Here is a 17,653-nt window from a genome sequence, read left to right as displayed (position 1 = left end):
CAGGTCAGCCCATATAGGGGCCGGGCGGGGATGCAAGAACCCCCGCCCGGATTATTCCATCGCTTTTATTCGGCGTCTGCCGCAGCCTGGGCCTTTTTCGGGGCAGTTACTTCCACCGAACCGCCAGCCTTTTCAACAGCTGCGACCGCGCCCTTGGACGCGCCGGCAACCTTGAAGTTCAGCTTCGCAGAGACTTCGCCCTTGCCCAGAAGGCGGACGCCGTCCTTGCCGCCGCGGGCCACGCCGGCCACCTTAAGCACTTCGTGATCGATCACGGTCTTGCCGTCGATCTTGCCGGCATCGACGAGCTTCTGCACCATGCCGATATTCACTTCAGCATAATCCTTCCCGAACGGGTTGTTGAAACCGCGCTTCGGCAGGCGCATATGCAGCGGCATCTGACCGCCTTCGAAGCCCTTTACGGCAACGCCGGAGCGGCTCTTCTGGCCCTTCTGGCCACGACCACCGGTCTTGCCCTTGCCGGAGCCAATGCCGCGGCCCACACGCATGCGTGCCTTGCGGGCACCTGCATTGTCACGGATATCATTCAGTTTCATAGTCTTGCACTCGCTTTCGCTGTCTTCGCGCCAAAATGAAGGCGGCCCGGTACGCGACCGGGCCTGCCTGAGTCAATGGAAGCAGGTCTTATTCGACCACTTCTACCATATGAGGCAGCTTGGCAATTGCCCCGCGCACCTCTGGTGTATCCTCGATTTCAACAACCCGATGCATCTTGCCGAGGCCCAGGCCGATCAGAATCTTCTTCTGGCTTTCCGGGCGGCGGATCGGGCTGCCGATCTGCTTGATCTTGATCTTTGCCATGTCAGCTTACTCCGCGATGGCTTCGGCAGCGGCCTCGGCCTCTGCTTCGCTCGCACCGCCGCGACCCAGCAGGTCGGCGACCTTCTTGCCACGGCGCTGCGCAACAGCCTTCGGGGAAGACTGATTGGTCAGAGCATCGAACGTGGCGCGGATCATGTTGTACGGGTTCGACGTACCGATCGACTTGGTCACGACGTCATGCACGCCGAGGCTTTCGAACACGGCACGCATCGGGCCACCCGCGATGATGCCGGTACCGGCCGGAGCCGAACGGACATTCACCTTGCCGGCGCCGAAGTGGCCGCGGCCATCATGATGCAGCGTACGGCCTTCCTTCAGCGGCACGCGAATCATCTTCTTCTTCGCCGAAGCGGTAGCCTTGGTGATTGCTTCCGGAACTTCGCGAGCCTTGCCGTGACCGAAGCCAACGCGGCCCTTGCCATCGCCAACGACCACGAGCGCGGCAAAACCGAAGCGCTTGCCGCCCTTCACCGTCTTGGAAACACGGTTGATGTGGACGAGCTTCTCGATCAGCTCTTCACCGTCATCGTCACCACGGTTGCGGCGATCGTCACGATCCCGGCCACGGCCACGGCCACGGCCGCCGCCATCGCGTCCGCCACGGCCACCACGGCCGCCACGGCCTTCGCGCTGCTGCGGCTGACCGCCGGCTTCAGCCGACTGATTGTCCGCGGCTTCGGTCGAAGCAGTGGTCGGCGTCGGCGTGCTGCCGGCGTTGTCGACCTTGGTTTCGGCCGCCTGGGTGTCTTCGTTCTTGTTTTCGTCTGCCATCATCAGAACTCCAGCCCGCCTTCGCGCGCGGCATCGGCCAGCGCCTTGACGCGGCCATGGAACAGGAAACCGCCGCGATCGAACACGACAGTGGACACGCCCGCCTTCTTCGCAGCTGCGGCGATGTCCTTGCCGACCTGTACGGCGGCATCGACATTGGCACCGGAATTCTTGGCACCCAGCGTCGAAGCGGCAGCGACGGTACGGCCCTGCGCATCATCGATGATCTGCGCATAGATGTGCCGGCCAGTGCGATGCACGGACAGACGCGGACGGTCGCTTCCGCGCTTGCGCAGTGCGGTGCGCACACGGCGACGGCGGCGTTCGAAAAGGGAAAGCTTGGCCATCTTACTTCTTCTTCCCTTCCTTGCGGAAGATATACTCGCCGCGGTACTTGATGCCCTTGCCCTTGTAAGGCTCAGGCTTGCGCCAGCGGCGGATCTCTGCGGCGAGCTGGCCCACGGCCTGCTTGTCGATACCGCTGATCTCCACGGTGGTCTGATCCGGTGTCTTCACCTCGAGGCCTTCAGGCACATCGATATCGACATCGTGGCTGTAGCCGAGCTGAAGCTTGAGCTTCTTGCCCTGCGCCTGCGCACGATAGCCAACGCCGGAGATTTCCAGCGTCTTGGTGAAGCCTTCGGTCACACCTTCGACCAGGTTCGACACGAGAGTGCGCTGCATGCCCCAGAAGGACCGCGACTTCTTCGTGTCATTGGTCGGGTTGACGGAGATAGCTCCGTCTTCCAGCTTGTATTCCACCAGATCCGACAGACCCATGGTGAGAGTGCCCTTCGGCCCCTTCACGCTGAGCGTGCCGTTATCGATATTGGCGGTGACGCCGCTCGGGATCGCCACCGGCCGTTTGCCGATGCGGCTCATCAGAACACCTCCGCCAGCACTTCGCCGCCGACATTCTGCGTGCGCGCTTCGGCATCCGAAAGCACGCCACGAGGCGTCGAGACGATGGTGATACCAAGGCCATTGCGAACATTCGGCAGCTCCTTGGAGCCCGAATAGATCCGGCGACCCGGCTTGGATACGCGGGCCAGATGCTTGATAGCAGGCTCGCCCTCGAAATATTTCAGCTCGATGCGCAGCGCCTTGTGCTTGCCGGTGGCATCTTCGCTGTAGCCACGGATATAGCCTTCGCGCTGAAGCACTTCGAGCACGTTCGCACGCAGCTTGGAAGCAGGCGACAGGACGGAATCCTTCTTCGCCTGCTGGCCGTTGCGGATACGGGTGAGCATATCACCCAGGGGATCGGTCATTGCCATCTTATATGATCCTCACCAGCTCGACTTGGTCACGCCCGGGATCAGGCCCTTATTGGCCAGGTCCCGCAGTTCGATACGGTTAAGACCGAACTTGCGATAATAGCCGCGCGGGCGGCCGGTGGTGGTGCAGCGGTTGCGCACGCGGGTGGGATTCCCGTTGCGCGGAATCTCGGCCATCTTGAGGCGTGCGATCATGCGTTCACTCTCGTCGAGCGACGTATCGTCGGCAATTGCCTTCAGACGGGCGTATTTGGCCGCATACTTCTTCACGAGCTTCTTGCGACGCTCGTTCTTGTTGATCGAACTCAGTTTCGCCATTGGACTTAAGCTCTCTTTCGCGTGTTCATTCCGAAGGCGCGGCTCACGCCGCTTCCTTCTCGGCGGCTTCGTCGGCCGGGAACGGGAAACCGAACAGGCGCAGCAGCTCGCGCGCCTCTTCATCGGTCTTGGCGGTGGTGGTGACGATGATGTCCATGCCACGCACCTTCTCGATCTTGTCGTAGCTGATCTCCGGGAAGATGATCTGCTCTTTAAGACCCATCGCATAATTGCCATGGCCATCGAACGACTTCGGGTTCAAACCACGGAAGTCGCGAATGCGCGGCATTGCGATCGTCACGAGACGGTCGAGGAATTCGAACATGCGGTCACGGCGCAGGGTCACCTTGCAACCGATCGGCATGCCTTCACGCAGCTTGAACTGCGCGATGGACTTCTTCGCCTTGGTGATAACCGGCTTCTGACCGGCAATCATCTGCATTTCCTCAGCAGCCGTCTGGACCTTTTTCTTGTCCTGGCTAGCCTCGCCCACGCCCATGTTGAGCGTGATCTTTTCGAGACGCGGCACTTCCAGAGCGTTCTTGTAACCGAACTTCTCGGTCATCGCCTTGGCAATGCTGTCGTCATAGGCCTTCTTGAGGCGCGGAGTATACTTCTCAGCCATCGATAGTTTCCCCGGACTTGACGGCAACACGGACCTTCTTGCCGTCACGCTCTTCAAAGCGGACGCGGGTCGGCTTGCCATCCTTGGGATCGGCCACGGCAACCTTGCTGATCGCCATCGGCGCGGGCTTGCGGTCGATACCGCCCTGCGGGTTGGACTGGTCGGGCTTGCGGTGGCGGGCGACGACATTGACGCCTTCGACCACAACCTTACCGTCCTTCGGCAGAACCTGGGCTACCGTGCCGGTACGGCCCTTGTCCTTGCCGGACAGAACGACGACGCTGTCACCCTTCTTGATCTTCGCGGCAGCCATTACAGCACCTCCGGAGCAAGAGAAATGATCTTCATGAAGCCCTTGCCGCGCAGTTCACGCACGACCGGGCCAAAGATACGGGTGCCGATCGGTTCCTCGGACTTGTTCACCAAAACCGCGGCATTGCTGTCGAAGCGAATGACGCTGCCGTCGGGACGGCGAACGTCCTTCTTGGTGCGCACGATCACCGCACGGTGCACGTCGCCCTTCTTGACGCGGGCACGCGGCTGAGCCTCCTTGACGGAGACCACGATGACATCGCCCACGCTCGCGGTGCGGCGCTTCGATCCGCCCAGCACCTTGATGCACTGGACGCGCTTCGCGCCGCTGTTATCCGCGACGTCTAGCGTTGACTGCATCTGGATCATCGATCCGGTTCCTTCTTACTCGGCTTGCCGGAACCAGTCCGGCAGTTCCAAAAACTCACTTACGGGCCAAAGGCTCAGTTGCCAGCAGCTTCCACGTCAAGGTTCGCTTCGACCGCGACGCCCTTGCCGGCCTGGACACGGTCCAGAACCTTCCACGTCTTGGTCTTGGAGATCGGTCGGGTCTCCTCGATGCGGACCTTGTCGCCCGGCTTGTACTCATTGGCTTCGTCATGAGCGTGATAGTTCTTCGAACGGCGGATGATCTTCCCGTAAAGCGGGTGCTTCACCTTGCGTTCGACCTTCACGGTCACGGTCTTGTCGGTCTTGTCGGAAACGACGGTCCCGGTCAGAATACGTTTCGGCATCGTTCGCTCCTTACGCTTCCGCCGAAGCGCTTGCGCGCTCGGTCTGGAGAGTCTTGATCTGGGCGATCTCGCGGCGGACTTCCTTCACGCGCGCGGGACGCTCGAGCTGGTTGGTCGCAGCCTGGAAACGCAGGTTGAACTGTTCACGCTTCAGTTCGACGAGAGCATCAGCGAGCTGATCGTCGGTCTTCTGGCGCAGGTCTTCGATCTTGGCCATTATTCGCCTCCGAGATGCGAGGAGTCGCCAAGACGGGCGACGACCTTGGTCTTGATCGGCAGCTTCATCGCAGCGCGGCTGAACGCTTCGGCGGCCAACGGGCCGGGAACGCCGTCCAGTTCGAACAGGATGCGGCCCGGCTTCACGCGGGCAGCCCAGTATTCGACCGAACCCTTGCCCTTACCCTGACGGACTTCGGCAGGCTTCTTCGAAACCGGCACGTCCGGGAAGACGCGGATCCAGAGACGACCCTGGCGCTTGATGTGGCGCGTGATCGCACGACGAGCGGCCTCGATCTGGCGTGCAGTGATACGTTCCGGTTCCATAGCCTTGAGGCCGTAGGAGCCGAAGTTCAGAGCAGTACCACCCTTGGCATTGCCATGGATCTTGCCCTTGAACGCCTTGCGGAACTTGGTTTTCTTCGGTTGCAGCATTGTTTTTACTCAGCTCCCGATCAGCGCGCCGGACGGACGCCGGAGGTTTGAGCCTCCATCATCAGCCGGTCCTGCGCCATCGGATCGTGGCCCAGAATCTCACCCTTGAAGACCCAGACCTTGATGCCGATGATGCCATAGGCGGTCAGCGCTTCGGCTTCGGCATAGTCCACATTGGCGCGAAGCGTATGCAGCGGCACGCGGCCTTCGCGATATTGTTCGACACGAGCGATTTCCGCACCGCCGAGGCGGCCGCCGCACATGATCTTGATACCTTCGGCACCCAGACGCATGGCGGACTGCATGGCACGCTTCATTGCGCGACGGAAAGCGACACGGCGCACCAGCTGATCGGCAATGCCCTGGGCGACGAGCTTGGCGTCGATTTCCGGCTTGCGGATCTCGACGATGTTCAGCTTCACTTCGCTTTCGGTCATCGCGGACAGCTTGCTGCGCAGCTTCTCGATGTCGGCGCCCTTCTTGCCGATGATCACACCGGGACGGGCCGCGTAGATCGAAATACGGCAAAGCTTGGCCGGACGCTCGATCACCACCTTCGAAATCGCTGCCTGCGGCAGGTTCGAGGTGATGTATTTCCGGATCTCGATGTCTTCCTTGAGCAGCTGCGCATAGTTGGCGCCTTCGGCATACCAGCGGCTGTCCCAGGTACGGTTGATCTGCAGACGCAGGCCGATCGGATTGCTCTTATGACCCATGGATCAGGCCTCCTCTGCTTCGCGAACCACGATGCGCAGCCGACTGAACGGCTTGAGAATGCGCGTGGACTTGCCACGGCCGCGCGTGTGGAAACGCTTCATGGTGATCGACTTGCCGACACTCGCCTCGGCGACGACAAGAGCGTCGACGTCGAGGTCGTGGTTGTTCTCGGCATTAGCGATCGCGCTGGCGAGGACCTTCTTGGCTTCAACCGCCATCGCCTTCTTGGAGAAGGAGAGGATGTTGAGAGCCTCTTCGGCCTTCTTGCCGCGGATCAGACCAGCGACGAGGTTCAGCTTCTGGGCGGAACCACGGATGGTCGTACCGACAGCCAGCGCCTCGTTATCCGCGACGCGGCGGGGAGCTTTCTGCTTACCCATTATCGCTTGCCCTTCTTGTCGGCGGCATGGCCCGGAAAGCTGCGCGTGGGCGCAAATTCACCGAGCTTGTGGCCGACCATGTCCTCACTGACGGACACCGGAATGAACTTGTGGCCATTATAGACGTTGAACGTCAGGCCAACGAACTGCGGAAGAACGGTGCTGCGGCGCGACCAGGTCTTGATCGGCGCACGGCCACCGCTTTCCTGCGCGTCTTCTGCCTTCTTCAGCAGATGCAGGTCGACGAAAGGACCTTTCCAGACGGAACGAGCCATTTGCGTTTACCTCTTCTTCTTCGCGTGACGCGACCGGATGATCATCTTGTCCGTCTGCTTGTTGTTGCGGGTACGGGCGCCCTTGGTCGGCTTGCCCCACGGAGTGACCGGATGACGGCCGCCCGAGGTCCGGCCTTCACCACCACCATGCGGGTGATCGACCGGATTCTTGGCGACACCGCGGGTGAGCGGCTTGCGCCCCATCCACCGGCGACGGCCAGCCTTGGCCAGCGTCTGGTTGGCGTTGTCCGGGTTAGAAACCGCGCCAACAGTGCCCATGCAATCGGCACGCAGGTAACGCTGCTCGCCCGAGTTGAGACGGACAATCACCATACCGCGGTCACGACCGACGAGCTGGACATAGGTGCCGGCCGAACGGGCGATCTGGCCGCCCTTGCCCGGCTTCATCTCCACATTGTGGCAGATGGTGCCGACCGGCATCTGGCCGAGCAGCATCGCGTTACCCGGCTTGGTGTCGGTCCGTTCACCAGCGATTACCTTGTCGCCCGGCGCGAGACGGTTCGGGGCCAGGATATAGGCCAGCTCACCATCGTCATACTTGATCAACGCGATGAAGGCGGTGCGGTTGGGATCGTATTCAATACGCTCCACAGTGCCCTGCACGTCCCACTTGCGACGCTTGAAATCGATATAACGATATTTCTGCTTGTGACCGCCGCCCTTGCCGCGTGAGGTCACATGGCCCTTGTTGTTACGACCGCCGGTCTTGTTCTTACCTTCGGTCAGCGACTTGACCGGCTTGCCTTTGTACAGGCCGGACTTGTCGACGAGGATCAGGCCGCGACGAGCGGGACTGGTCGGATTGTAGTTCTTGAGTGCCATCGTTCCTGCCCTCAGATCCCGCTGGTGATGTCGATCGAATCACCCTCTTGGAGAGTGACGACCGCCTTCTTCACGTCGGTGCGCTTGTAGGGACGACCCTTCCAGCGCTTGGTCTTGCCCTTGGTCACGATCGTGTTGACGCCGGTGACCTTGACATCGAACAGCGCTTCAACCGCTTCCTTGATCTGCGGCTTGGTCGCTTCGTCGGAAACCTTGAACACGACTGCATTATGCTCGGAGAGCAGCGTCGCCTTCTCGGTGATGTGCGGAGCGAGGATCACGTCGTAGTGACGCGCATCCACTGTGCCTGACTTAGCCATTGAAGCGCGCCTCCAGTTTCTCGACCGCCGCCTTGGTCAGGACCAGCGTGTCATGCTTCAGGATGTCGTAGACGTTGGCGCCCATGGCCGGCAGCACGTTGACACCCGGCAAATTGCCGGCAGCCTTACGGAAACCGTCCTCGACTGCGTCGCCGTCGATCACCAGCACCTTGCCGTTCCAGCCATTCTTGCCGAACGTAGCAGCCAGGGCCTTGGTCTTGGCGTCCGTCAGCTCCAGGCTGTCAACAACCACGAGGCCGTCCTTAGCCTTGGCAGAAAGAGCCATCTTCAGGCCGAGCGCACGGATCTTCTTGTTCAGCGAGACGTCGAAATCGCGCTTGCGAGCACCGTGAGCCTTACCACCGCCGATAAAGACGGGAGCAGCGCGGTCACCATGGCGAGCAGTACCGCCGCCCTTCTGGCGACCCCACTTCTTGCCAGTACGGGCCACGTCAGACCGTTCACGGGTCGGACGAGCCGTGCCGCGACGGTTTTCAAGCTGCCAGGTCACGACACGGTGCAGGATATCAGCACGAGGCTCGACACCAAACACGGCATCGTTGAGCTCGATATCGCCCGACGCCTTGCCGTCAATTTTCTGGACCTTCACCTTCACGGATCAGCCCTCCTTGCCTTCGTCGGAAGCCGCATCGGCTTCGACGGTGTTGGTCTCTTCGCCGGCGGTTTCCGCAGCATCAGCCTGATCGGCGAGCTTCGGCTCATCCTGCTCCGGCTTCGGAGCGTTCTTGTCGATGATCGCACCCGGGAACGGAGCCTCGGACGGGATCGGCAACTTCACCGCATCGCGAACAAGCAGCCAGCCATTCTTCGAGCCCGGGACCGATCCCTTGACGAAGAGCAAGCCGCGATCGGCGTCGGTGCGCACGATTTCCAGGTTCTGCTGAGTACGCTGACGGTCACCCATATGGCCGGCCATCTTCTTGTTCTTGAAGACCTTGCCCGGATCCTGGCGGTTACCGGTCGAACCGTGCGAGCGGTGACTGATCGAAACGCCGTGCGACGCACGCAGACCACCGAAACCCCAACGCTTCATGGCACCGGCAAAGCCCTTGCCCTGCGTGTGCCCGGTGATGTCCACCTTCTGACCCGCAATGAAGTGATCGGCACTGATCGTCGCACCAACCGGCAGCAGACCGTCCTCGTTTTCGAGGCGGAATTCCGCGACCTTCATCTTCAGCGGCACTTGAGCCTTGGCAAAATGCTCGCGCTGCGGCTTTGCCACGTTTTTCTGTTTCGCTTCGCCGGAACCAACCTGCAACGCAACGTAACCGTCACGATCGGCAGTGCAGTGAGACACGACCTGACAATCTTCCAGAGCGAGGACTGTGACCGGCACGTGGCGGCCATCCTCCTGAAAGAGGCGGGTCATCCCGACTTTTTTCGCGATCACGCCTGTGCGCATGATCCATTCTCCTCACAGAGGCACCCGGACCCATTCCAGGTGCTTGTCAGCCCAATGAATTCATGCGTCGCCCCGCCCGGGCTGAGATGCTCTCCGGTTAGGAAGAGCGAGACGGGGGACGCAGCCCGGACATGATGCCCGGCGGTATCCCTATGTCTTGCCGACCCTCTGGGCCGACGGGGCCATACGGCGCCCCAAACTTTCCCGATCAGTTAAGGTCCATCAGGAGGACCGAGACCCCCGTTTTCACGGAGGCCCCCAACAGACCCGCTTAGGCGAGCTTGATCTCGACATTCACGCCGGCAGCCAGGTCCAGCTTCATCAGAGCATCGACCGTCTGGGCGTTGGGCTGCACGATGTCGAGCAGCCGCTTGTAAGTACGCACCTCGAACTGCTCGCGCGACTTCTTGTCGATGTGCGGACCGCGGTTCACGGTGAACTTTTCAATGCGCGTCGGGAGAGGAATCGGACCCCGGATAAGAGCGCCCGTGCGACGGGCGGTGTCCGCAATCTCGCCAGTTGCCTGGTCGAGCACGCGGTGATCGAAGGCCTTGAGGCGAATACGGATATTCTGAGCGTCCATGTCCTGTACCGATGCGAAAGAGCCAAGAAAGTCCCGCAGGACCTCCAAAAAACAAGGACCGCCCCGCCTCACCGTGCTTCCTGGAAGCTCCGGGAAGGGGCGGCCCCTTCAAAACTGCAACCGACCGAATCTCGAAGACCCGGCCGGTTGCGCGCCTATATTACTTCGTGATGGAGCTGACAACCCCCGAACCGACGGTGCGGCCACCTTCGCGGATAGCGAAACGCAGACCTTCGTCCATCGCGATCGGAGCGATCAGCTTGACGCCGATCGTAACATTGTCGCCCGGCATGACCATCTCGGTGCCCTCGGGGAGGATAACCTCACCGGTGACGTCGGTCGTGCGGAAGTAGAACTGCGGACGGTAGTTGGCAAAGAACGGCGTATGACGGCCACCTTCGTCCTTCGACAGCACGTAAACTTCGGCGCTGAATTCGGTGTGCGGGGTAACGGTACCCGGCTTCGCCAGGACCTGACCACGCTCCACGTCTTCACGGCCGATGCCGCGGATCAGGGCGCCGATATTGTCGCCAGCTTCACCGCTGTCGAGCAGCTTGCGGAACATTTCCACGCCGGTGACAGTCGTCTTCTGCGTGTCACGGATACCGACGATTTCGACTTCGTCACCAACCTTCACGATGCCGGTTTCGACACGGCCGGTCACAACCGTACCGCGACCCGAGATCGAGAACACGTCTTCGATCGGCATGAGGAAGGGCTTGTCGACCGGACGATCCGGCTGCGGGATGTATTCGTCGACGGCCTTCATCAGTTCCTTGATGGAGTTTTCGCCGATTTCCGGATCACGGCCTTCAAGAGCGGCCAGAGCGGAGCCCTTGACGATTGGAATATTGTCGCCGTCGAAATCGTAGGAGCTGAGCAGCTCGCGAACTTCCAGTTCGACCAGCTCGAGGATTTCCTCGTCGTCAACCTGGTCAACCTTGTTCAGGTAGACAACCAGAGCCGGCACACCGACCTGACGGGCAAGCAGGATGTGCTCGCGAGTCTGGGGCATCGGGCCGTCGGCAGCGTTAACCACCAGGATGGCGCCGTCCATCTGCGCCGCGCCGGTGATCATGTTCTTCACATAGTCGGCGTGACCCGGGCAGTCGACGTGAGCATAGTGACGCGCATCGGTTTCATACTCGACGTGAGCCGTCGAGATGGTGATGCCGCGCTCGCGCTCTTCCGGCGCCTTGTCGATGTTTGCGAAGTCAACCGCGGCGCCCTGCACCTTGGTGATGGCAGCAGTCAGCGTGGTCTTGCCGTGGTCGACGTGACCGATGGTGCCGATGTTGCAGTGCGGCTTGTTCCGCTCGAATTTTTCCTTGGCCATTGTTCCACTAACCTCTGTTCTTCAGAATGCGATTTTCACGGGGAAATTGGACGGCACCCGGTGAATCAGGCGCCCGCCCCTAGACTGTCGACCTGCCTTAGGCAAGCTTCTCCTTGACCTCCTGGGCCACGTTCGCCGGCACTTCGTCGTAATGCGAGAACTGCATCGTGTACTGAGCGCGCCCCTGAGTGAACGAACGCAGCTCGTTCACATAGCCGAACATGTTGGCCAGCGGCACGTTAGCCAGGACAACCTGCGCATTACCGCGGGATTCGGTGCCCTGGATCTGTCCACGACGGGAGTTGAGGTCGCCGATCACGTCACCCATGAATTCTTCGGGTGTCACGACTTCGACCTTCATCATCGGTTCGAGCAGCTTGATGCCGGCCTTCTGGGCGGCTTCGCGCATTGCACCGCGACCGGTGATTTCAAACGCCACCGTGCTCGAGTCGACGTCGTGATAGGCGCCGTCGATCAGGCGGATGGTGAAGTCGATGATCGGGAAGCCGACGAGATAGCCGCTTTCGGCCTGCTCGCGCATACCCTTTTCAACCGACGGGATATATTCGCGCGGGATGTTGCCGCCCTTGATCTGGTCTTCGAAAATGACGCCCTGACCGCGTTCGCCGGGGCTGACAACGACCTTGGCGCGACCGAACTGACCGGAACCACCCGACTGCTTCTTGTGGGTGTAATCCACTTCGACTTCGCGGGCGAGCGATTCGCGATAGGCCACCTGCGGCGCACCGACATTCGCTTCCACCTTGAATTCGCGCTTCATGCGATCGACCAGGATATCGAGGTGAAGTTCACCCATGCCCTTGATGATCGTCTGACCCGATTCGTGGTCCGTCGAAACGCGGAAGGAGGGATCCTCGGCAGCGAGACGGTTGAGGGCAACGCCCATCTTTTCCTGGTCGGCCTTGGTCTTCGGCTCCACCGACAGTTCGATAACCGGCTCGGGGAATTCCATCCGCTCCAGGATGATCGGAGCGTTCGGCGCACACAGCGTATCGCCGGTGGTGGTTTCCTTGAGGCCGGCAATGGCAACGATGTCACCAGCGAATGCTTCTTCGATGTCCTCACGGTTGTTGGAGTGCATCAGCAGCATGCGGCCGATCTTTTCCTTCTTGTCCTTCACCGAGTTCAGGACCTGCCCCTTGGACAGCTTGCCCGAATAGATGCGGGTAAAGGTGAGCGAGCCGACGAACGGATCGTTCATGATCTTGAAGGCCAGAGCGGCAAAAGGTGCATCGTCGGAGGACGGACGCGTGTCTTCCTCTTCACTGTCCGGCTTCACACCGCGAATCGCCGGAACATCGACCGGAGACGGCATGTAATCCACGACCGCGTCGAGCAGCGGCTGAACGCCCTTGTTCTTGAACGCGGAGCCGCAAATGACAGGCACGAAGCTCTGGTTCAGCGTGCCCTTGCGGATCAGCTTCTTCAGCGTTGCCGCATCAGGCTCCTGCCCTTCGAGATAGGCTTCCATGACATCGTCGTCCTGCTCGACGACCGTCTCGATCAGCTTCTCGCGATATTCGGCAGCCTTGTCAGCCAGGTCGGCAGGGACATCGACATAGTTGAACGTCGCGCCAAGACCGTCATTTTCCCAGACGATACCGCGATTGTTCACGAGGTCCACAACGCCCTGCAGGTCGCTTTCCGCGCCGATCGGCAGGTAAAGCACCAGCGGCGTCGCACCGAGGCGATCGATGATGGACTGCACGCAATAATAGAAATCGGCGCCCGTACGGTCCAGCTTGTTCACGAAGCACATCCGCGGAACCTTGTACTTGTCCGCCTGACGCCACACGGTTTCGGACTGCGGCTCCACGCCCGCCACGCCGTCAAACACAGCCACGGCGCCGTCAAGCACGCGCAGCGAACGCTCGACTTCAATGGTGAAGTCAACGTGTCCGGGCGTGTCGATGATGTTGATGCGGTGCTTCGGACCCTGGCCATCCTCGGCCGACCAGAAGGTGGTCGTCGCCGCGGAGGTGATGGTGATCCCGCGCTCCTGCTCCTGCTCCATCCAGTCCATCGTCGCGGCGCCGTCATGGACTTCGCCGATCTTGTAGGACTTGCCGGTGTAGTAGAGGATCCGCTCGGTCGTGGTGGTCTTGCCGGCGTCGATATGCGCCATGATGCCGATATTGCGATAGCGTTCCAGCGGATAGTCGCGGGCCATGGATAATTCCTCGAGTGTGTTGGGGACCCGGGTTAACGGGTGGCTGACCCCATATAGTTAGTAGTGTGACCGCTTGAAGACCTTCCTGCGGCCCCTCCCCACTCCCCTTTTCGGAAAAGCGGCGAAGGGGCCGGAAGAAGACTTCCTGCGCGCCTCTTACCAGCGATAGTGGCTGAAGGCGCGGTTGGCGTCGGCCATGCGGTGCGTATCTTCACGCTTCTTCACCGCATTGCCGCGATTATTGGCCGCATCCATCAGCTCGCCCGAAAGACGGGCGGCCATGGTGGTTTCCGCACGGCCACGCGCGGCCGTGATCAGCCAGCGGATGGCGAGCGCCTGCGCACGCTCCGGACGGACTTCGACCGGAACCTGGTAGGTCGCACCACCGACACGGCGGCTGCGGACTTCCACGGCGGGCTTGATGTTGTTCAGCGCGTCATGGAACATCTGCACCGGATCGGTCTTCGCACGGGCTTCCACCGTGTCCAGCGCGCCATAGACGATGCGTTCGGCGGCAGATTTCTTGCCGTCATACATCAGGTTGTTCATGAACTTGGACAGCACCACATCCCCGAACTTGGGATCGGGCAGGATTTCCCGCTTCTCGGGACGACGACGACGACTCATGTCGCTAATTCCTTCTCTTGTCCGGCGCACCGCCCCATTTCATCATTCCCGCGAAGGCGGGAATCCAGGGCGGCACCGGGTAGAACCTATTAACCCTCGGGACTGAATCCCCGATAAAATCGCCCATTGCGATCTTTCAAGGATGGCCTGTCCCCCGGACAGATCACTTGGGCCGCTTGGCGCCGTATTTGGAACGGCTCTGCTTGCGGTCCTTCACGCCCTGCGTGTCGAGCACGCCGCGCAGCACGTGGTAGCGCACGCCCGGAAGGTCGCGCACACGGCCGCCGCGGATCAGCACCACGGAGTGTTCCTGAAGGTTGTGGCCTTCACCGGGAATGTAGGAAATGACTTCGCGCCCGTTGGTCAGGCGAACCTTGGCCACCTTGCGAAGAGCCGAGTTCGGCTTCTTCGGGGTGGTGGTGTACACACGAGTGCAAACACCGCGCTTCTGCGGGTTCTGCTCCATCGCGGGCACCTTGCTCTTCGCCTTGATAGGCTGGCGGCCCTTGCGGACCAGCTGGTTGATCGTCGGCATACTTTCTCTTCACCTGTTGGGATCTGGATCGCGCCCTGCAATTCCGTTCGTGCTGAGCTTGTCGAAACGCCGCCACCTGAAAAAGGCAAGGCGCGGCCTATCGACAAACCCAGGGCGAACGAGAACGGGGTTCAAACCCTTCACCCGTTGCTGGCGCCACATGGAAGGCGGGATGAAGGAAAACGGGGTCGTGCCCCTCGCCCTTTTTCCGCAAGCGCGGAAATCCGGCGAGACATGGGTCGCCACATGGGCGCCCCGAAATGCACGAGCTCGAAACACTCCACCCGCGCCGCTAGGGCACCGGGTTACTTTGACGGCTGCCCCAGGATGCATGGCATCCAACGATAGAAGGGCCCCTGCGAGTTACCTCGCCAAGGCCCCGGGACAACACCGGCAATGTTCAGCTCTATCTACCCACGGCGGGACAGGATTGCTCTCACCCTGCCTGCGGATAGGCGGCCCATTAGTTGGATTCGGATACGGGGTCAACCAATTCGATATACCCCTTGGCCGCGATGGCTGAGCGCTTGCGCCCCTATACCGGTTCGCGCGCCACCAGTGCATCGCAATCCACCCATTCCAGCGCCGCGAGTGCGGAACTGCCGGCCATGGCGCGGATGAAGCCCGTCTTGCCATGCGTGCCGAACACGACCAGATCCGGATCAAGCCTTTCCACCATGGCCAGCGTTACGGTGCCGAAATCCCCGCGCTGCAAGTGGGTGGTGATGCGGTCTGCCAGACCTTCCGGCATATCGGGCCCACGCAGGAACTCCGCCATATGCTTGCGCGCGCCCTCCTCCGTCCGGCGGGCGAGATCTTCCGTCTGCGACCAGCCGCCCGGGGCAGCGTGCCAGGCGTGGAACAGATGCAACTCCGCATCGGGAAACATGGCAGCCGCAAGTTTCAGCGCATGGAGCGAACAGGGCGAGAAATCGGTGGCGGCGAGGATCCGGCGATATGGCTTATGAGCGCGGCGCTTCACCACCAGAACGGGTTTGTTCGCCTTCCGCACCAGATGCATGGCCGTATTGCCGAGGATGTGCCCGCCCGGATTGTCGATATGGGCAATGCCGGTGACGATCAATTGCGCCTTCGCCAGATCCGCCGCTTCGGCAATCGCCTGCGGCGCAGGGCCGACGGGCATGGCGATCTCCACGTCGGCGCCGGGATCGGGCAGCGCGTCGCGCAGAGCCGTTTCCGCAAGATGCGGGTCCTTCGCGCCGGCAGAACCGGGCTTCAGCGCATGGCAGACCAGCAGAGGAGCGCCGAATTGGCCGGACAGCTGCATTGCACGATCTATCGCCCGGTCGCTGCGGGCAGAAAGGTCGGTAGCGACGAGGATCGGTGCAATATCGGCCATGGCCGAGAACTGACCTGAACGACGCGCCCGGTCAAGCCGGAGCAGCGCGTGATTCAGCGGGGGATGCCCTGCCACTCATCCGCCAGCAGCCCCCAGATCAGGCTGTCGCGCGGGCCGATATGGGTGGTCCAGGCCTGACGCAGCCGCCCCTCCAGCGTGAAGCCGAGCTTTTCGACGATTCGGTTGGAGGCGGCATTGTCCGGATCGACATCGGCATAGATGCGGCGACGTTTTTCGGTGCGGAACAGATGGTCGATCAGCGCGGCCAGCGCCTCTTTTGCGACCCCCTCCCCATGTCGGCCCCTGACCACGAGATATGCGATCTCGCTGATGCCGTCACCGCGATCCATGGCCGCAAGCCTGCCGATTACGGGGCCACCTTCCGTCTCGACAATGGCCCAGCTCCGCCCCTCTTCCCACCCGCTTTCGGGTACGAGCCAATCGGCCAGCTCTTCCTTGCTGGAAAAGGGGCCCCGGCTCCACCAGCGCATCACAGCGTCGTCGGAGAAACTGGGATACAAGTCAGCCGCATCCGCCCGCGTCAATTCGCGCAGGATGAAGCGAGGTGTCTGCAATGTCGGCGTGCTCATTGCGCCAGGTGATCGACCAGCGCCTTGACCTTCTTCTGCCGCCATTGCGGACGCGGGGCGAGCAGCCAGTAAGCGCGCCGGCAATCGGCCGGGCCTTCAAGCGCGGAAAGCGATCCATCCTCCAGCGCGCCGGCCACGAGCGGCAGCGGCATGATCGCCCGCCCCAGCCCTGCCAGGGCGGAACTGAGCGCCTGCCCGGCATTGCCAACCTGCAACAACGCCTTTTCTTCCGCCCCGTCCGGCAAGGGGAAACCCGGCCATGCGATCCAGCCATCGGCGGCATCCGGCGCGGCCACGACAACACGATGGCCGGGCGCAAGCTGCACGCCTTCCAGTTCGCCCGGCCCTTCCACCAGCCGCACGGCGACATCCAGATTGGCCTCAGTAAAATCGGCGTCCTCGTCCGCCACCAGGTTGAAGCGCACATCGGGATGGTCGAGCCGGAATGAAGCAAGACGCGGGGCCAGCCATTGCGCATAGAATTCACGCGGAACCGCGATCGTATAGCTGGAACTGGCCTGCCCCGCCTGCATCGCCTGCACGCTTTCTTCAAAGCGCAGGAAGCCTTCGCGCAAGGGGTCCAGACCGGATACGGCCTCGTCCGTCAGTTCCAGCCCCTTGGAAGTGCGGCGAAACAGCACCACGCCCAGAACATCTTCCAGCGCGCGGATCTGCTGCCCCACCGCGGCCGGCGTTACTGCCAGTTCATCCGCCGCACGGGTGAAGCTCAGATGCCGGGCGGCCGCATCGAACACGCGCAGGGCGTTAAGGGGCAGATGTGTGCGTTTCATCGATCACGCGTCCTATTGCGCGCGGGCCGTAACGGCAAGCAGCAGCGGACGCACCATGCCTTGGGGTGCCGATATTTCTGCTTCGCCGCGCCGTTGCAAGACATGGAAAAGGCCACCCCCCGCCCAGCGAGAGGTGGCCTTCCCACCGTCA

At 61.6% G+C, this 17,653-nt stretch carries 28 protein-coding genes; all 28 read right to left on the bottom strand.

The genetic code is table 11. The features are described 5' to 3' along the window. Positions 1-65: 65 nt before the first annotated feature. The 28 genes from rplO to WYH_RS00340 all read right to left on the bottom strand — a co-directional run bounded on the left by rplO (position 66) and on the right by WYH_RS00340 (position 17,502). The gene (gene rplO / locus WYH_RS00475) at positions 66-557 is read right to left on the bottom strand and encodes a 50S ribosomal protein L15 (protein ID WP_046902264.1); all 492 of its coding nucleotides are present in this window, start codon (positions 555-557) and stop codon (positions 66-68) included. 88 nt (positions 558-645) lie between these two features. Next, a complete protein-coding gene (gene rpmD / locus WYH_RS00470; RefSeq protein WP_046902263.1) occupies positions 646-822 on the bottom strand; it encodes a 50S ribosomal protein L30 in 177 nt (58 codons plus the stop codon). A 6-nt stretch (positions 823-828) separates the two neighbouring features. Next, the gene (rpsE, locus tag WYH_RS00465) at positions 829-1,614 is read right to left on the bottom strand and encodes a 30S ribosomal protein S5 (protein WP_046904653.1); all 786 of its coding nucleotides are present in this window, start codon (positions 1,612-1,614) and stop codon (positions 829-831) included. Positions 1,615-1,616: 2 nt separating this feature from the next. Next, positions 1,617-1,961 carry a 50S ribosomal protein L18 gene (gene rplR / locus WYH_RS00460; RefSeq protein ID WP_046902262.1) on the bottom strand — a complete coding sequence of 115 codons (345 nt, stop codon included), beginning with the start codon at positions 1,959-1,961 and terminating at the stop codon, positions 1,617-1,619. Position 1,962: 1 nt separating this feature from the next. Next, a complete protein-coding gene (gene rplF, locus WYH_RS00455; protein ID WP_046902261.1) occupies positions 1,963-2,496 on the bottom strand; it encodes a 50S ribosomal protein L6 in 534 nt (177 codons plus the stop codon). Then, positions 2,496-2,891, bottom strand: a complete 396-nt coding sequence (gene rpsH, locus WYH_RS00450; RefSeq protein ID WP_046902260.1) for a 30S ribosomal protein S8 — start codon at positions 2,889-2,891, stop codon at positions 2,496-2,498. Before rpsH ends, rplF begins: the two co-directional genes overlap by 1 nt. Before the next feature lie 12 nt (positions 2,892-2,903). Beyond that, positions 2,904-3,209 carry a 30S ribosomal protein S14 gene (rpsN, locus tag WYH_RS00445; RefSeq protein ID WP_046902259.1) on the bottom strand — a complete coding sequence of 102 codons (306 nt, stop codon included), beginning with the start codon at positions 3,207-3,209 and terminating at the stop codon, positions 2,904-2,906. A gap of 43 nt (positions 3,210-3,252) precedes the next feature. After that, positions 3,253-3,834 (bottom strand): 50S ribosomal protein L5, encoded by a 582-nt coding sequence (gene rplE / locus WYH_RS00440; protein WP_046902258.1) that lies wholly within the window; start codon positions 3,832-3,834, stop codon positions 3,253-3,255. Further along, positions 3,827-4,147: a 50S ribosomal protein L24 gene (gene rplX / locus WYH_RS00435; protein WP_046902257.1), complete on the bottom strand. Its 321-nt coding sequence runs from the start codon at positions 4,145-4,147 to the stop codon at positions 3,827-3,829. Before rplX ends, rplE begins: the two co-directional genes overlap by 8 nt. After that, a complete protein-coding gene (gene rplN / locus WYH_RS00430) occupies positions 4,147-4,515 on the bottom strand; it encodes a 50S ribosomal protein L14 (RefSeq protein ID WP_046902256.1) in 369 nt (122 codons plus the stop codon). The genes rplX and rplN overlap by 1 nt, the downstream gene beginning before the upstream one ends. A 74-nt stretch (positions 4,516-4,589) precedes the next feature. Then, a complete protein-coding gene (rpsQ, locus tag WYH_RS00425) occupies positions 4,590-4,880 on the bottom strand; it encodes a 30S ribosomal protein S17 (RefSeq protein ID WP_046902255.1) in 291 nt (96 codons plus the stop codon). Positions 4,881-4,890: 10 nt separating this feature from the next. Continuing rightward, on the bottom strand, positions 4,891-5,097 hold the full coding sequence (rpmC, locus tag WYH_RS00420; RefSeq protein ID WP_046902254.1) for a 50S ribosomal protein L29: 207 nt from the start codon (positions 5,095-5,097) through the stop codon (positions 4,891-4,893). Continuing rightward, complete coding sequence (rplP, locus tag WYH_RS00415; RefSeq protein ID WP_046902253.1) at positions 5,097-5,531, bottom strand: 50S ribosomal protein L16; 435 nt, start codon at positions 5,529-5,531, stop codon at positions 5,097-5,099. The genes rpmC and rplP overlap by 1 nt, the downstream gene beginning before the upstream one ends. 20 nt (positions 5,532-5,551) lie before the next feature. After that, positions 5,552-6,247 carry a 30S ribosomal protein S3 gene (gene rpsC, locus WYH_RS00410; protein ID WP_046902252.1) on the bottom strand — a complete coding sequence of 232 codons (696 nt, stop codon included), beginning with the start codon at positions 6,245-6,247 and terminating at the stop codon, positions 5,552-5,554. Between the two features lie 3 nt (positions 6,248-6,250). After that, entirely contained in the window at positions 6,251-6,628 is a 378-nt protein-coding gene (rplV, locus tag WYH_RS00405) for a 50S ribosomal protein L22 (protein WP_046902251.1), read from the bottom strand. Further along, positions 6,628-6,903, bottom strand: coding sequence for a 30S ribosomal protein S19 (gene rpsS / locus WYH_RS00400; protein WP_046902250.1), 276 nt, complete (start codon positions 6,901-6,903; stop codon positions 6,628-6,630). Before rpsS ends, rplV begins: the two co-directional genes overlap by 1 nt. A 6-nt stretch (positions 6,904-6,909) precedes the next feature. Then, positions 6,910-7,746, bottom strand: a complete 837-nt coding sequence (gene rplB / locus WYH_RS00395) for a 50S ribosomal protein L2 (RefSeq protein WP_046902249.1) — start codon at positions 7,744-7,746, stop codon at positions 6,910-6,912. Between the two features lie 11 nt (positions 7,747-7,757). Next, the gene (locus tag WYH_RS00390; protein WP_046902248.1) at positions 7,758-8,066 is read right to left on the bottom strand and encodes a 50S ribosomal protein L23; all 309 of its coding nucleotides are present in this window, start codon (positions 8,064-8,066) and stop codon (positions 7,758-7,760) included. Then, complete coding sequence (gene rplD, locus WYH_RS00385) at positions 8,059-8,682, bottom strand: 50S ribosomal protein L4 (protein ID WP_046902247.1); 624 nt, start codon at positions 8,680-8,682, stop codon at positions 8,059-8,061. The genes WYH_RS00390 and rplD overlap by 8 nt, the downstream gene beginning before the upstream one ends. Positions 8,683-8,685: 3 nt before the next feature. Next, the gene (gene rplC, locus WYH_RS00380; RefSeq protein WP_046902246.1) at positions 8,686-9,489 is read right to left on the bottom strand and encodes a 50S ribosomal protein L3; all 804 of its coding nucleotides are present in this window, start codon (positions 9,487-9,489) and stop codon (positions 8,686-8,688) included. 271 nt (positions 9,490-9,760) lie between these two features. After that, on the bottom strand, positions 9,761-10,072 hold the full coding sequence (gene rpsJ / locus WYH_RS00375; protein ID WP_010234663.1) for a 30S ribosomal protein S10: 312 nt from the start codon (positions 10,070-10,072) through the stop codon (positions 9,761-9,763). 160 nt (positions 10,073-10,232) lie between these two features. Beyond that, positions 10,233-11,408, bottom strand: a complete 1,176-nt coding sequence (gene tuf, locus WYH_RS00370; RefSeq protein ID WP_046902245.1) for an elongation factor Tu — start codon at positions 11,406-11,408, stop codon at positions 10,233-10,235. 97 nt (positions 11,409-11,505) lie between these two features. Further along, positions 11,506-13,599: an elongation factor G gene (gene fusA, locus WYH_RS00365; RefSeq protein ID WP_046902244.1), complete on the bottom strand. Its 2,094-nt coding sequence runs from the start codon at positions 13,597-13,599 to the stop codon at positions 11,506-11,508. Positions 13,600-13,755: 156 nt separating this feature from the next. Beyond that, positions 13,756-14,226 carry a 30S ribosomal protein S7 gene (gene rpsG / locus WYH_RS00360; RefSeq protein WP_046902243.1) on the bottom strand — a complete coding sequence of 157 codons (471 nt, stop codon included), beginning with the start codon at positions 14,224-14,226 and terminating at the stop codon, positions 13,756-13,758. A gap of 163 nt (positions 14,227-14,389) precedes the next feature. Then, positions 14,390-14,761, bottom strand: a complete 372-nt coding sequence (gene rpsL, locus WYH_RS00355) for a 30S ribosomal protein S12 (RefSeq protein WP_046902242.1) — start codon at positions 14,759-14,761, stop codon at positions 14,390-14,392. 535 nt (positions 14,762-15,296) lie between these two features. Next, positions 15,297-16,121, bottom strand: coding sequence for a universal stress protein (locus tag WYH_RS00350; RefSeq protein ID WP_046902241.1), 825 nt, complete (start codon positions 16,119-16,121; stop codon positions 15,297-15,299). A gap of 53 nt (positions 16,122-16,174) precedes the next feature. After that, the gene (locus WYH_RS00345; RefSeq protein ID WP_046902240.1) at positions 16,175-16,711 is read right to left on the bottom strand and encodes a GNAT family N-acetyltransferase; all 537 of its coding nucleotides are present in this window, start codon (positions 16,709-16,711) and stop codon (positions 16,175-16,177) included. Further along, complete coding sequence (locus WYH_RS00340; protein ID WP_046902239.1) at positions 16,708-17,502, bottom strand: LysR family transcriptional regulator; 795 nt, start codon at positions 17,500-17,502, stop codon at positions 16,708-16,710. The genes WYH_RS00345 and WYH_RS00340 overlap by 4 nt, the downstream gene beginning before the upstream one ends. Between the last annotated feature and the right edge of the window lie 151 nt (positions 17,503-17,653).

Source organism: Croceibacterium atlanticum, assembly GCF_001008165.2.
GTDB lineage: Bacteria > Pseudomonadota > Alphaproteobacteria > Sphingomonadales > Sphingomonadaceae > Croceibacterium_C > Croceibacterium_C atlanticum.
The sequence above is the reverse complement of the archived record's forward strand: the minus strand, read 5'-3'. Positions and strand labels throughout refer to the sequence as shown.